We start from the raw sequence: 14,157 nt of genomic DNA on the forward strand, positions 1-14,157 counted from the left end.
ATGCTGACGGCAATACGGACAGGAATTGTACGGGCGCGGCATTTGGCTAGATGACTCTGCTTGAGTTGCAAGGATTTTTGCCCAAATGCCGCGCCCCTACGAATCTCGAATTTATTTAATTTCCGCCTCTTGCCTCCTGCCTCTTATTGCGGGGGCGGCACAACCGGGATCGGACTAGGTGAGGCAGGTGGAACGGTTGGGTTAGGCAAGGGTTTGGGATTTCCCGCTTTTTGTAAACCCACAAACACATCATAGCGAGTAGTGCGATCGCCGCTCACTGCCGCCGTAATCCCCAGCGATCGCACGGCTGCAACCAGTTCTCGGTTACCGGGTGGCAGTTGCAAAATGGGGAATTTTTTCGCATTAATTGCCTCATCCACATTCAAATAGAAATGCCCGTTGTTTGGGTTGAGTCCCGCAGGGATTGCTTTTTTGAATGCCTCACTGTCTGCTAACGGTTTAGTGGGGCGTGGCACAATTGCACTGGCGATCGGTGCGCCTAGCGATAGGAAGGTAATGTCGCCATCTAACCAACCGCGATTAATGATGGCTCCACCTTGGGGCACTGTCCACGCAGTCACAGGCTTTCCAGCAACAGTCGTTTCTTCCACTTTGAATTTATAGCGCTCGACCATGGCATCATCCAACTTCTTTAAAGTGGCTTCAGCAGCCCGACGATCGCTGGCTTTGGTCATGATCAACAAGCTGAACGGGAGACTGGCAGGAGTGCCCTCTGGCGCAGCGGCAAGGGCGATCGCAAACTCGGCATCCATCCAGGGCAGAAAATCTTGCTCCCAATCCATACCAACCGTGGATTTAATCCCTGAGCGAATCACATCTGGGTTAATCGGCGTGACTGGATTCGCTGCTGCGCCTTGACTGTAGTCCTGCCAAAACTTTTTCAAATTGCCGCCCGATGCCATCACAATCGTATCCGCAGGTAGGCGAGTTGGCATAACGGAAGCGGTGTTTTTGCCATCAAACTTGCGGATGCTGTCTGGTTTGAGCCAAGACACACTTTTAAGCTGGATGCCTTCTGGCTCCAAGGTTGCAGTAGCCGCAACCCCTTGATTCTGCTGAAGTTGCTCTAAGTTTTGTGGAGAGAGCGATCGCCCGGTGTTTGCCGCCGTCACCACTGCCGCTGCTGGCAGATTGACATACACTTTGCCAAAGGCTTGAGGGACTTTAACCTGACCCAACGCCTGACTATAACCCGGAGTGCTTGCCAGGGTTGCCTCTCCTTTGTAGGCATCGATCGCGCGATCGGTGGCTTTAGGATCATTCGTGACTAGGAGATACTTGCCATCGATCGCCGTTGCTGAAAATGCCTGTGCCGTTCCTTGAGTTTCCTTAATGTCAAAGCCTTTGTAGCTGCGGTTGTTCAGCTTGCCACCCTGAGGACGCGGCTGTTCTAAAATCTCTTTTGCTTTCAACGGATCGCGAATCGGCAGCACCACTACAAGCGACTGCTGATTAGGCGGAATCGCCGGAGAAGTTACAGGCGCTTTGGGTCCCAAAAATGCCACGGTCACCTCTTCACCCACCCATGGCTGAATGTCCTTTTGATAGTCAAATCCGTTTGCGGTCAGCAGGCGATCGCGCACTTCTGCCAAACTTTTATCAAATGCCGCCTGACTTTGAACCGTGCCAAACTCACGCAATTTTTGCCACTGCCCCGGCTCTGTGGTGACAGAAATGGCAATCAGGGCATCTTGCGGAATCACCTCCGCACCCACGGGCAGGTCTTCAGGAGCGGCTTTAGACTGAGATAAATACCAATACGCCCCACCACCGCCAGCAACCAGCAATGCAGCGGCTCCAGCCGTTAGCAGCAGAGGGGATTTTGTTTTCTGGGCAACCATGAGTGTTTCACTAAGCTCAACGGGCAATGTCCCTGCCACTCTAGCAAAACTCCGGGCGATCGCCACGAGAAATTATCCAAAGAGTGTTGACGCAGCTAGTGAAGTACCCACCATATTAAAAAGGCGATCGCCACACCTGCCAAAACCCAAAACCAGAGGATTTTTTGACGGCGTTTACTGACAGATGGACGCGGGACGGAGGGTTGATCATTAATTTGGGGCGCAGGATTAGGCTGCTGCACCGGAATAATTTGGTTGAGTTGATAAATCTCAGTCGTACAATTTTCTACTTCATGTTTCAGCCCCAGAGATTGGTAAATCTGTTTGGCTTGCTGGAAATGCTGAAGCGCTTTCCAAGATTGCCCCAGTTTGGCAAGCGCCCTCGCCATGTTAAATAGAGAAAGAGCTTCACCGTGGAGATCGCCAATCTCGCGCCTAATTTTTAAGGACTGCTGGGAGAAGTAGACCGCCCGCTGGTATTGCCCCAGGTTGCGGTAAGCATTGCCCAAATTCATAAGCCAGTTGGCTTCACCCTGACGATCTCCAAGCTCACGTGTAATTTCTAAGGCTTGCTGAGCGAAGTCAATCGCTTGCTGGTATTGCCCTAGCGAGTCATAAACATTGCCCAAACCTCCAAGAGAATTGGACTCAAAATTGCGATTTCCCACTTCCCGTTGCACTTCCAAAGCCTGTTGATAAAATTCAATTGCCCGTGGGTATTGCCCCAGTTTGCTATAAGCATTAGCCAGATTACAAAGGCTTCCTCCCTCGTCATTGCGATTGCCGATTTCCCGTTGGATTTCTAAAGCCTGCCGAAGGTAATCGATTCCTTGTAGGTATTCTCCTAGCATGAGATAAGTACTTCCTAAATTGCCGAGAGCAGCGGCTTCACCTTGACGATCGCCAATCTCTCGTGCTACCTCCAGCGATTTTTCGTGACACGAGATCGTCTCTGGATCAAGGGATTGAAACTGAAGGAAAAGCCCCAATTGTGTAAGTGCGCTCATCTCGGACGATCGGTTGTTCTGGTGATAATAGCGGCTGATAGCTTGCTGGAAAGCGTTGATGGTTTGCTCTCGTTCTTGCTCCAGGTTTTGGGCAATGCCTTGGCTAATGCGTTGGGCGTAAACCTGTCCCAGTCGCTCATACAGGGTTGCCAGTCCGGGTGCGTCTGGATTTTTGGCGGTGAGGGTGGCAATTTCAGCCTGCAATTCTGCCAGGGGCGGCAAATTTTCGGCTTTGGGTTGATCCTGGATTGGTTGCGAGGATGGGTTAATCGTGATGGGAAACTGAGTTAGCTGCGGCGATTCATCCACAAACCGCAAGACTGCCTTGCGCCAACTCCAAAAATCCGGTGCCCGACGGCTCATTTCCCGCAAAATTCGCTGCGTCACCCACAGAACAATCGGATAGCGAAACTCTCGCAAGCCTTCCCGTGTCCATTGCAGGTAGCCAAAAAACTTGTCTAACTCGCTCTGTTCGTCCTGAGGATCAATTGTCATTCGCAACAGCAACTCGGCTCCCGTCACCGTAAACACTGCCGCTCCATCCTGCTGCAAATGTTTCTCCTGTTGCTTCAGCGCCTCCAACTCGGCTCTCATACTCGGTTCTTGCCCCAATACAATCCGGTAGGGGCGAATCTGTGCCTGCCGTGTCTCGGTTTCGTAGCGCATGATGATCCGCTGTCGCAGCGCACTGTCGTCACAGGAGACAATAATCGGCGCGAGTCGTCCCTGGGAGTTTTCAATCAGGGAAATCAGTTGGTCGTAAGTTTCTTCGTTGTCGGTTTGGGGGTCATCCCGTTGCGGCACCATCCAGCACCCCCTCTTCCACTAGCAAATCTTTGACGATTGGGTTGAGGTCATACCAATGCACGCGATTGCGATATTCCAAGACATACAAGCCATGCAGCAAATCTAAAAACCGCTGACTTTCCAGATCTTTGGGCTTGAACTCGCGATAAATCCCGATCAGCAGGTCAAAGTCGTTTTGTCCAATCGACTCGGAGTAACTAATCTGCAAATCCGTTAGCACAGAGTCCAAGATGGGTTGATCGATCGCGACGGTTGGCTGGTCAAACTGCTGTTGGCGAATCTGGCGACGGATTTGTTGTAGGGCGCGATCGCAGCAGAGATCCACAATCCGAATTAGTTCTCGCAGCACGCCGCCGCTTTTGAGAATGATCTGGGGCAAAATGGCTGGATCGATTAGATGTTTCGGTAAACGCCGATCTAAAATCTCGCCAAACACGCTCATCATGGCGGCATCAGGGACGCGATCGGGCTGGCGCACTGTGGCTTTACTAAAAAACTTCGCCACGGGCATCGTATGAATCTTCTTGATGTTCGCCGTGACAATGCTCTTAATCGCCGCTTCTCGTAGGGTTGAAATTGGAATGGTGTACACAATCTGAAGCGTGGGAGCCAACAGCGTCTTAATATTTTTGCTAAAGACTGTTTCCGTTACGCCCAAATCCAGTTTGTCTAAGTCATCAATGATCACCAAAACCGTTTGCCCAGTGGCATTTTCGATGTAGGTTTGAATTTCGTTAATTCGGGCAATCAGGTCAGAAATCTTCCGGGCAAATTCGATGCTGATTTCTTTCCGAATCACCGAGTTGAGTTTAAGGCTAGATTTCACCTTTGCCAAAAATTCCAGAATGACAGGAATCCCTCCCTTGAGGCTGGCTTCACCACTGGTCTCGATCGCCGATTCCACCGTTTTAGATTCTGTTTGGGTATGCTTGCCCAGCCAGCGATAGAGATCCTGCTTCAGACCGGGCTTCAGCTTCACATCCCGCCGTTCTGATGCATCCAACAGTTGCACCGCGATCGAAAACAAAATGTTGACGTGATCCACCGCTGATTCTTCGATCGTGTCGGCGATGGAGAAATTCACGACAAAATATTTCCCTGTTCCCGTTAGCCGAAAGCCCAACTCTGCCAGCAAAGTCGATTTACCACAGCCCCGATGCCCGGTAAAAATCAGCTTGTTATCTTGCCCAGAGCAATCTTCAACGGCTTGCTCCAGTTCATCCACCAGTTCCGTTTGATACTCCACCCCAAACCGTGCTAGAGCCTTGCGCGTCACCAACGGCTCTAGCTGAAGATTTCGCCCTGCTTCCCGAAACTCTTCAAGTCGCTGTTGGAGTACCTCAAAACTGGACATGATTGCGCTTCACCTACAAAAATGCCCCTGTATTGTACTTTAGCTATATCAATAGTGAAATGCGGGTGAAAGGACTTGAACCTTCACTTCGTGAAAAACTAGAACCTAAATCTAGCGCGTCTACCAATTCCGCCACACCCGCGTATCTCGTTTAGCTATTGTAGCAAATCAAGGCGTTGATGAAAAACCAAAATTTAACAGCAAACTCGAAGGCTCAAAGTCAAATAAAAGATTTCAATCGCTCCTATCAAGAATTTAATTTTGATAAAGTTGCCAGTTCTTCATAGTTTGTTACACAATGAGATGAACTGTATCTGAAAAAGTGACAGGTATGTTTGGCGGCTTCACTGCAAATTCGGGCGGTGACTTTGGAGAGCGAATGCTTAACACAGTTGCCAGCCAATCGATTCGACACCTGTTTACTGAAAGTGAATCAGTTGAGGTAGTCATTCGTTGTCATCCTTCTAGCAAGCTGCTTCAGGGAAGCATCGACAATTTTCGGATGGAGGGACGGAACGTCGTAATTCGGCGAGATTTTCAAGTTGAAGAGATGTCGTTTGAAACCGATGCCGTCTCCATCGATTTTAGTTCTGTTTTATCAGGCAATATTCGGCTGCGTCAGCCAACCCAAGCCGTTGCCCAGGTAACGCTCACTGAAGCCGGAATTAACCATGCTTTTACCGCAGAGTTAGTGAGAAAGCACCAGGAAAACCTAACTAATCCTGAGTTAATACAATTGTCTGGCGGTGAACCTGTTTCGTTTACTGATGTGAACGTTCAGCTTTTGCCAGACAATCGGCTGATGATTTTTGCCAAAGCTGCGTTGCCGAATGGAACCGTGCCGATTAGTCTCAGCGCCACTCTAGATGTGGAACGCCGCCGCAAGCTGCTATTTCAAAATCCTCAGTTTGAGCCAGAAGTCGTGCCGGAAGAACTGCGGGGGGTTTCTGAGGTTTTAACAAAAGCGTTTGCCGAAATCCTCAATGGCATGGTGGATTTAGACCGCTTTGACTTGGATGGGGTGATGATGCGGATCAATCGCCTGGAAACGAAGGGTAAGCAGCTTATTTTTAGTGGCTATGCTCAAATTGAGCGGTTTCCGAAAGCGAGTAAAATAAGTTAATTAGGGGCGATCGCGTTATTTATCTTTTCCCTGGAAAGTGAGAGATCCGGGAAAATATAGGCATGATCTGTAAATCTTGTTGATTTTGTTGGGAAAGCATGATCAGAGATAAAGATGCTGATTAATTTTCTGTTTGCTTAGATCATGTCGGAAACGCTGCTGAATCATCGTTATCGATTGCTGCATGTGCTGGGAAGCGGTGGTTTTGGGCGCACCTATGTCGCTGAAGATACTCAACAGGTGAGTTTGCCTAAATGTGTGATCAAGCAGCTTCAGCCTGTTAGCCAAGATCCAGTGTTTTTGGAGATTGCCCGTCGTCTATTTTTTAATGAAGTAGAAATTCTGAGAAAACTCGGCGGACACGATCGCATTCCTGCTTTGCTGCATGACTTTGAAGAAGACAACCAGTTTTATTTAGTGCAGGACTATGTTGAAGGGCGACCGCTCAGCGACGAACTGGCAGATTTGAAGCAGTTGTCAGAAACAGAAGTCGTGGTGCTACTGCGAGATGTGCTGGAGATTTTAGAATTTGTTCACCAGCACAACATTGTTCATCGTGACATCAAACCCAGTAATCTCATGCGGCGACAATACGATCGCCGGATCGTGTTGATCGACTTTGGCGCGGTTAAAGAAATCCAAACGCAACTGCTCCAAGAAACGGGGCAGACTAATCTAACGGTGGGTATTGCTACTCAGGGCTATGGCCCCAGTGAGCAACTGGCTGGCAAACCTCGATACAACAGTGATATTTATGCGTTGGGGATTACGGCGATTCAAGCGCTCACTGGGCTGCACCCATCCCAATTGCCCACGCACCCAACCACAGGAGAAGTGATTTGGCGCGATCGCGCCATGGTGACTCCTTGGCTTGCCCGGATTCTGAGCCAAATGGTGCGGTATCACTTCAATCAACGTTTTCAGTCAGCAGGAGAGGTATTGCAAGCACTAGATCAGACCGCGCTGGTGGATGCGCCCACGTTGGGCAGCGATGAAACACTGGTGCCCCTAGAGCAGATGGCTATGCTGAAAACAGCGGTGTCCCCATCTTCTGAGGTGGAGAATGTTGCAGTAAAACCCCAGCATCGAGCAGTCGCGGCTTTTGTCATTGGCGCGGTCAGCCTGGTGGCGATCGGCATCGTCATGGGAGCCAGAAACTTGGGCTGGTTACAACCCATGGAAATTGCTGCCTATGACTGGAAAATCCGAAACCGACCGGAGCCTGCTCCCGATCCGCGTTTGCTGGTGGTGGGCATTACTGAAGCCGACATTCAAGCCCAAAAACGGTTTCCCCTGTCTGATGAGACGATCGCCGCAACCCTCGCCCAACTTCAGCGCCATCAACCACGAGCGATTGGACTGGATATTTTTCGAGATATTCCCCAAGCACCAGGGCGATCGCAACTGCTGACTGCCTTGAAAGCGCCCAACATTATTACAATTACCAATCTTGGAACGCCCATCACCCCTGCGCCACCAGGTGTTCCTAGCGATCGCGTTGGGTTTAATGATGTGGTGCTAGATGCCGATAGCGTTGTGCGGCGGAATCTCATGTTTGCCGATTTGGACACCACCACCTATCATTCCTTTGCGTTAAGGCTAGCAGGACTATACCTCGCAAAAGAAGGAATTCAGTTGCAGCCCAGCCCTAGCGATCGCACAGTTGCCCAACTAGGAACCGTTGCATTTCCGCCGCTGAGCAAAACCGCAGGAGGCTATCAGGATCTCGATGATCAAGGCTATCAGGTGATGCTGAACTATCGCGGACGAACTGTTGCTCAGCAGGTAAGTCTCAGCCAAGTATTGAATGGGCAAGTGCCGCCAGAACAGATTAAAGACCGAATTGTGCTAATTGGCACCACCGCCGCCAATGCCAAAGATTTATTTCTCACGCCGTTTAGCTTGACGGAAAAAGAAAATTCGCGGTTACCAGGAGTATTGATCCACACTCAAATGGTTAGCCAGTTTTTGAGTGCCGGACTAGATGGGAAACCGTTAATTTGGTATGGGTCTAATGAGCTTGAATTGGTATGGGTTGGAGGCTGGGCAGTTTTGGCTGGCGCGATCGCTTGGTTTGTGGCGCGTCGTCCTATTTGGGTGCTAATCGGGGAAACTGGACTGATTGCGATCGTGGTGATCATTGGAATCAGTGCCTTTAGTCATCAAGGCTGGATTCCAATGGTTCCGCCCATTTTGGCAATTATCCTAGCAGGCGGTGGAATTGCCGCTTATCGCATGACGATTGGCGAGTGATGATTGGCGAGAAAGGCACCAATTTGAAATCCAAAGTAGTCTCATATCAATTTGAAATTGGAAAGTGATAATTTTCTGAAGACCTTTACACGCGGTTATTCCAGGACTCAAAACTCAAAACTGTATCAGTTCGCCTCTAACCAGCGCTACAATCGCCAAAGAGACTGTTTGTACCCAAGTCATCAGTTTCTTGTTTTGATTTCAGCAAAGGAGCCTTGCTATGTTTTTCGACGAACTTGCCCCTATCTTCAAAGAACTGACTCAACAGCCCGTTGCCTTCATGGGCGGCTTATTCTCTGGGCTACTGCGGCTGAATCTGGCTGATGAGCCGATCAAAAGCTGGCTCGATAAGCAAGGTAGTGCTTCTTTTTCTTCCACAGTGACTCACAACGGCAAAAGCGGACCTCAATCGATTTCAATTGATTAGAACTCCTTAGAAGTGGGACTGACTGTTGTAATGCGGTTGTCAACTAGTGTCTTTTCCAAGCGGCAACACGGTACAGTGCTTTGATTGAAGAGGAAGAGAAACGGGAGATCGATCGCATTCCGCATGAAGTCAGACGGGGACATGTTCAGCTTGGGGATGATCAGTCTATGTTGGAATTGCCCAAAGCAACGCCGCTAAAGGAATCATTTCACCCAAATCGTTTTAATGTTCACAAATTCATGAATCCCGTGAACGCCCAACTCGCGACCAAAGCCCGATCGCTTGGTGCCGCCAAAGGGTAAGCGGGGGTCAGATTTCACCATACCGTTAATAAATACGCATCCCGCCTCAATGTCGTCGATTAACTGCTCCTGCTCGGCGGGGTCATTTGTCCAAGCACTGGAGCCTAAGCCAAAAGGGGTATTGTTTGCTAAGGCGATCGCTTGATTGATATCTGCCACGCGAAACAGCAGCCCCACGGGACCAAAGAATTCTTCTCGCCCTAGAGAATTATCATCTGCAATATCAGTGATTAGTGTTGGCTGGTAGTAGTTGCCGGGGCGATCGAGTCGGGTGCCGCCCATCAAAATTCGTGCGCCTTGCTGAACGATCGCCTGCACTTGGCGATCGATATCTTCCAAAATGTTGGACGTGGACAGCGGACCTAAATCGGTTTCCGGCAGCATCGGATCACCCACTTTTAGCTGCTCGTATTCAGCAATTAGCAATTTCTCAAACTCATCCGCAATCGAATTTGCCACGATGAACCGCTTTGCAGAAATGCAGGTTTGCCCACAGTTCAACATGCGCGAGGTGACGGCAGTAGCAGCAGCAGCCTGCAAATCTGCACTCGGCAGCACGATAAACGGATCACTGCCGCCCAGTTCCAACACTACTTTTTTGATGTTTTTTCCAGCCGCGATCGCTAAACTTGCCCCCGCAGGTTCACTGCCTGTTAACGTGGCAGCCTTGATGCGATCGTCTGCCATCAGCGCCGCAACTTTACTGGAGTCCATCAGCAACGCTTGGAACACCCCGTCGGGAAACCCTGCCTGCCGAATCACGTCTGCGATCGCCAACGCACATTGAGGCACATTAGACGCATGTTTTAGCAACCCCACATTCCCCGCCATCAAAGCCGGAGCCGCAAACCGAAACACTTGCCAAAAGGGAAAATTCCACGGCATGACGGCAAGAATAATTCCTAAGGGCTGATAGCGAATAAAACTATGGCTAGCATCACTGGCGATCGCCTCATCTGCCAGAAACTGCGCCCCCTGTTCCGCATAAAATCGACAGACCACCGCGCACTTTTCCACTTCTGCGATCGCGGACTTTAACGTCTTGCCCATCTCCAGAGTAATCAACGCACCCAAGCGATCTTTCTCAGCCTCTAAAATTGCCGCCGCCGCCTGAAGCCACTGCGATCGCTGCTCAAAGCTCGTCTGGCGATACTGCAAAAATGCCGCTTGGGCGATCGCTACCTTACTGTCAATCTCTGCATCTGAAAGCGCCTCAAACGTTTTCACCACTTCGCCAGTCGCCGGGTTGACTGTCGCAATTCCCATAGATCCTCCCTCGCTTCGCAATCACCGCTGCTTTCATTCTAGAAACCTGCCCAGTCAGATTCCCAAAACCAAACATTTCATTAGAAACAGCACACTGCAAATGGCAAATAGCCTCTAAAAGAGCGATCGCACCGTTTATCTAAACTTCATCATTCTTGTCGAATTTACTGCTCACCGCTAGCTTTCCAAAGAGTCTTTGTTCAAGGCTTATAGACGTTGGGCGATCTCGCTCTATTAGACATTCTCGCTCTATCAAACATTCTCAATGATGCTTTTTGCTTACAGGGTGATTAAATCGCCGACGTAGATTGTCTTTCCGGCGGCAGAAGAGGGGGCGCGGGTGTTGATTGCTAGGCGGTAGTAGTGGTTAAACCGAGAGGCTTCGACCCAAGTAGGAAAAGTAGCTTTGCGGTGTTCTATAAAGATTTTTTGAAAGTTGGGATAAGGGTGTCCGGTAGTGGAGTCGCGGGTGGGAACAATGCAGCGCTGGCAGGGGTTTACGCCGAAGAATGGGACTGAGCCAATGTGGAAAGGAACGAGATTTCCTGCGGTGCTAAATAGTTGCTCTTCCCAAAAGGGTTCTGCGGCGATTTCTAGGGTGGTGCGAAGGCGCGATCGCATCTCTGCCACGCTTAGAGGAAACCATGCCGCCGCCGTTTCGATGGTTTCGGTGCTGATAATGGTTGGGGCGGGGGATTCGGTGTCGTCGGGAAAGCCCATTTCTAAGTTTTGAATCAGCTTAACGGGAAAGCCGAAATAGTCGCCTAGCCAACTTTCTAGCGGAGTGAGATCGCCGTCTAGATGAAAGCTCACTGGTGCAGTGTCCTGAACTTCCAGAGAAACAATTCGATTCTCTAAATCAAAACTGGCGCGGAGTTTGTGAATCGCCGAGATGCGCTTACCATTCACAAACTTGCCTTGATAGTCGATGATGGCAAATTCGCGATCGCCCTTCAGCGCACCACTGGCTAGCACCGTTGCCTCAGTCACCGCCACGCTATCAAGCGACTTAATCGGATAAATTAGAATCTTGGCAAGGTGAACCATAGTGCTGTCTACTTTTCGGCTTCGTGAATCAGGTCAGCCCACATAGCAATGCTTGCAAATATGCTGGCGGCTAACAGGGCGATCGCTTGACTGTGGGTGCTAAACAGGACAACTAAACCAATCACCACCAGCGCCGGAAGTTTTCGTTTAGAAAAAATCGTTAGGGCTTGGTTCAAATCATGCCATAGACGTTTTTGCTCGGCAACGCTACAGTTCCCCATTAAATGACTGACTAATGTGCCCGTCGTCAATAACGTGTATAAACGACTGCGGCTAACATCATAACAGTAGGGATTCAGCGAGAGGGCTTGATCAAAGCTGGCGATCGCGTCCTCACATTGCCCCAATCGCCGTAGCGATAGCCCTCGCTCATACCACAGGTCAAACTCTCGTGGTTTTATATCTAAGGCGCGATCGTAGCTAATCACTGCTTCCGCTTCACGGCGTAACTTGCTAAGTGCTTTGGCTTGACAGATCCATAGTTCTGCATCATCGGGGTTCAGTTCCAGCGCTTTATCATAGTTTCTTAAAGCGTCTTTTAGCTGATTCTGTTCGTTGAATAGCAAACCCCGCAGTCGCCAAGCCGAATGCTCTTCGGGATTAGCGGCAATGGCGCGATCGCAGCTTTTTAGGGCTTCAGTGCGTTGGTGCGATCGGGCTAGCTCCATGGCTTTGAGGCTCCACACGTCCGATGCATTCGGGTTGAGTTCCAGTGCCTTTTCCAGACTTGCCATTCCTTCTGCTTGTTGCCCCAATTGAAACAAAACGGTGCCGCGATCGCGCCACAGCGAATAATCATCGGGATCTCGCTCAAGAGCGGCAGTGTAAGCTTTAAATGCTTCGTGATAGCGTTCTAGTTTGCTCAACACGCTTGCCTTCCCTTTAAGCGCTGGCGAATAGTTAGGGTTCGCTTGAATTGCCTGGGTATAACTGGCGATCGCCGCTTCAGACTGCCGATCATACGCTAACTGTCGCCCTTCTTGATACAGCAGCATCGCTCTCATATCGGCGGGTGTGGCTGCATCCTCAATTTGCTGGCGGCGTTCGGCTGGTGTCAGGTTGAGGGCTGCTAGATAGTCGGTGTGAAAATCGTGCGGTTGATTCATAAGAAGGTGCCGCCAAAATAGTAGACTGACGAATGGAAGCTAGATCTCTAAACCACCCCAGGAAAACCCATGAGTGCAGAACTTGACCCCGCAACGTTGATGAAAAAGCAAGTTGGAGCCGCCGCCGCCGCAATGGTGAAATCTGGTTCTATTGTAGGACTGGGAACTGGGTCAACGGCAGCCTTTATGATTCAGGCATTGGGCGATCGCCTCAAATCGGGCGACCTGACGGACATTCAAGGTGTGACCACTTCATTTCAGGGGGAAGTGTTGGCGCGAGAATGCGGCATTCCTTTAACAACGCTGGATATGATTGACGGCATTGATATTGCGATCGATGGCGCTGATGAAGTCGATCCTGATCTTAATTTAATCAAAGGTGGCGGCGCTGCCCATACTCAAGAAAAGCTGGTAGAAGCCTTTTCTAAAAAATTTATTGTAATTGTAGACAGCGGCAAACTGGTGAATAAGCTAAATCTCAATTTTTTGCTGCCTGTGGAAGTGATTCCTAAGGCGCTGAACCCAGTCACTAAAGCGATCGAGCGTTTGAATGGTAAAGTGACGCTTCGCATGGGCGTAAAAAAATCGGGTCCTGTGGTCACCGATCAGGGCAATTTGATTCTGGATGTGAAGTTTGCCAATGGGATCGACAATGCGGTTGAGCTAGAGAAAACCCTCAATAATATTCCTGGCGTATTGGAAAATGGCTTGTTCGTCAACATGGTAGACCTCGTGCTGGTGGGCGAAGTGATTGACGGTCAGCCCGCTGTGCGTGAAATTAGACGCTAGTTTTGAGGGCGATCGCGTCATCTCTTATGAGCATCTCTTATGAGCCTCTCTTATGAGCATATGGACATAACGTTAAGGCTGAGAGGCTGAGGGCAGCTTATTAACAACTTTATCAACCAGTCCGTAGGCTTTCGCTTGCTCAGCCGACAGGTAAAGATTGCGATCCGTGTCCTCTTCAATTTTTTTCAGCGACTGCCCTGTAGATTCAGCCAGTAGCCGATTGAGGAGACTTTTTAAATACAAAATCTCTTTTGCTTCAATGGCAATCTCGCTGGCTTGCCCCCACGTTCCGCCCAAGGGTTGATGAATCATCATACGCGAGTGGGTCAACGCTAGCCGCTTTCCTTTGGTTCCACCTGCCAACAATAGACTTGCCATCGAACTCGCTTCTCCTAATGAGACGGTGACCACATTGGAGCGCAAAGAGCGCATTGTGTCATACATTGCCAGTCCTGCGGATATGCTACCTCCGCCAGAATTGATGTATAAGTAAATGTCTTTTTCGGGTGCTTGCGAGTCTAAATAAAGCAGTTGAGCAATCACACTCTCCGCCATTTCAGCGTTGATTTCCCCAGTTATAAATATGATTCTTGCACCAGATAGCCATTCACCCACGTTGCTACTATTTTTGCGATCGCCGTTAGACTGTCCGGTTTTCGGGACTTCTGTTTGGTTCCGCTTGGGCTGCGATCGCGTGAAATCTTTTCCAAACGCAATTTCAGCACTGAGCGGATCGAGGATGCCAAGGAACAGAGCCGCGATCAACAAAAAAGTTTGAGAACTTGTTTTAGTCGTCAAATTATCTACAGTCAAC

The 14,157-nt window shown here is 49.8% G+C and carries 11 protein-coding genes and 1 tRNA gene; 4 read left to right on the top strand and 8 right to left on the bottom strand.

Annotated elements, in window-relative coordinates; translation table 11 throughout:
• Positions 1-143 precede the first annotated feature (143 nt).
• The 4 genes from AB3R30_RS09920 to AB3R30_RS09935 form a co-directional block, all read right to left on the bottom strand.
• On the bottom strand, positions 144-1,928 hold the full coding sequence (locus tag AB3R30_RS09920) for a DUF3352 domain-containing protein (RefSeq protein WP_458649018.1): 1,785 nt from the start codon (positions 1,926-1,928) through the stop codon (positions 144-146).
• A 29-nt stretch (positions 1,929-1,957) separates the two neighbouring features.
• Positions 1,958-3,676 carry a tetratricopeptide repeat protein gene (locus tag AB3R30_RS09925; RefSeq protein WP_458649019.1) on the bottom strand — a complete coding sequence of 573 codons (1,719 nt, stop codon included), beginning with the start codon at positions 3,674-3,676 and terminating at the stop codon, positions 1,958-1,960.
• Positions 3,657-5,030 (bottom strand): hypothetical protein, encoded by a 1,374-nt coding sequence (locus tag AB3R30_RS09930; RefSeq protein WP_458649020.1) that lies wholly within the window; start codon positions 5,028-5,030, stop codon positions 3,657-3,659. The genes AB3R30_RS09925 and AB3R30_RS09930 overlap by 20 nt, the downstream gene beginning before the upstream one ends.
• 60 nt (positions 5,031-5,090) lie before the next feature.
• Positions 5,091-5,172 (bottom strand) — tRNA-Leu (locus AB3R30_RS09935).
• A gap of 189 nt (positions 5,173-5,361) precedes the next feature.
• Here AB3R30_RS09935 and AB3R30_RS09940 point away from each other — a divergent pair.
• From AB3R30_RS09940 to AB3R30_RS09950, 3 genes are all read left to right on the top strand, one after another.
• Positions 5,362-6,153, top strand: coding sequence for an LmeA family phospholipid-binding protein (locus AB3R30_RS09940; protein WP_458649057.1), 792 nt, complete (start codon positions 5,362-5,364; stop codon positions 6,151-6,153).
• A gap of 144 nt (positions 6,154-6,297) precedes the next feature.
• The gene (locus AB3R30_RS09945; protein WP_458649021.1) at positions 6,298-8,406 is read left to right on the top strand and encodes a CHASE2 domain-containing protein; all 2,109 of its coding nucleotides are present in this window, start codon (positions 6,298-6,300) and stop codon (positions 8,404-8,406) included.
• Positions 8,407-8,626: 220 nt separating this feature from the next.
• Positions 8,627-8,833, top strand: coding sequence for a hypothetical protein (locus AB3R30_RS09950; RefSeq protein WP_458649022.1), 207 nt, complete (start codon positions 8,627-8,629; stop codon positions 8,831-8,833).
• Positions 8,834-9,036: 203 nt separating this feature from the next.
• On the opposite strand, the gene AB3R30_RS09955 is transcribed toward AB3R30_RS09950, so the two are convergent.
• The 3 genes from AB3R30_RS09955 to AB3R30_RS09965 form a co-directional block, all read right to left on the bottom strand.
• The gene (locus AB3R30_RS09955; RefSeq protein ID WP_458649023.1) at positions 9,037-10,401 is read right to left on the bottom strand and encodes an NAD-dependent succinate-semialdehyde dehydrogenase; all 1,365 of its coding nucleotides are present in this window, start codon (positions 10,399-10,401) and stop codon (positions 9,037-9,039) included.
• 279 nt (positions 10,402-10,680) lie between these two features.
• The gene (locus AB3R30_RS09960; RefSeq protein WP_458649024.1) at positions 10,681-11,448 is read right to left on the bottom strand and encodes an MOSC domain-containing protein; all 768 of its coding nucleotides are present in this window, start codon (positions 11,446-11,448) and stop codon (positions 10,681-10,683) included.
• Between the two features lie 8 nt (positions 11,449-11,456).
• On the bottom strand, positions 11,457-12,554 hold the full coding sequence (locus AB3R30_RS09965) for a tetratricopeptide repeat protein (RefSeq protein ID WP_458649025.1): 1,098 nt from the start codon (positions 12,552-12,554) through the stop codon (positions 11,457-11,459).
• A gap of 69 nt (positions 12,555-12,623) precedes the next feature.
• Between AB3R30_RS09965 and rpiA the strand changes: the two genes are divergently transcribed.
• Positions 12,624-13,343 (top strand): ribose-5-phosphate isomerase RpiA, encoded by a 720-nt coding sequence (gene rpiA / locus AB3R30_RS09970; RefSeq protein ID WP_458649026.1) that lies wholly within the window; start codon positions 12,624-12,626, stop codon positions 13,341-13,343.
• A gap of 72 nt (positions 13,344-13,415) precedes the next feature.
• Here rpiA and AB3R30_RS09975 read toward each other — a convergent pair whose 3' ends face one another.
• Complete coding sequence (locus tag AB3R30_RS09975) at positions 13,416-14,141, bottom strand: ATP-dependent Clp protease proteolytic subunit (protein ID WP_458649027.1); 726 nt, start codon at positions 14,139-14,141, stop codon at positions 13,416-13,418.
• Positions 14,142-14,157: the final 16 nt, after the last annotated feature.

The organism is Sivoneniella epilithica UHCC 1019 (genome assembly GCF_040830845.1).
Classification (GTDB): Bacteria; Cyanobacteriota; Cyanobacteriia; order Leptolyngbyales; family Leptolyngbyaceae; genus ULC077BIN1.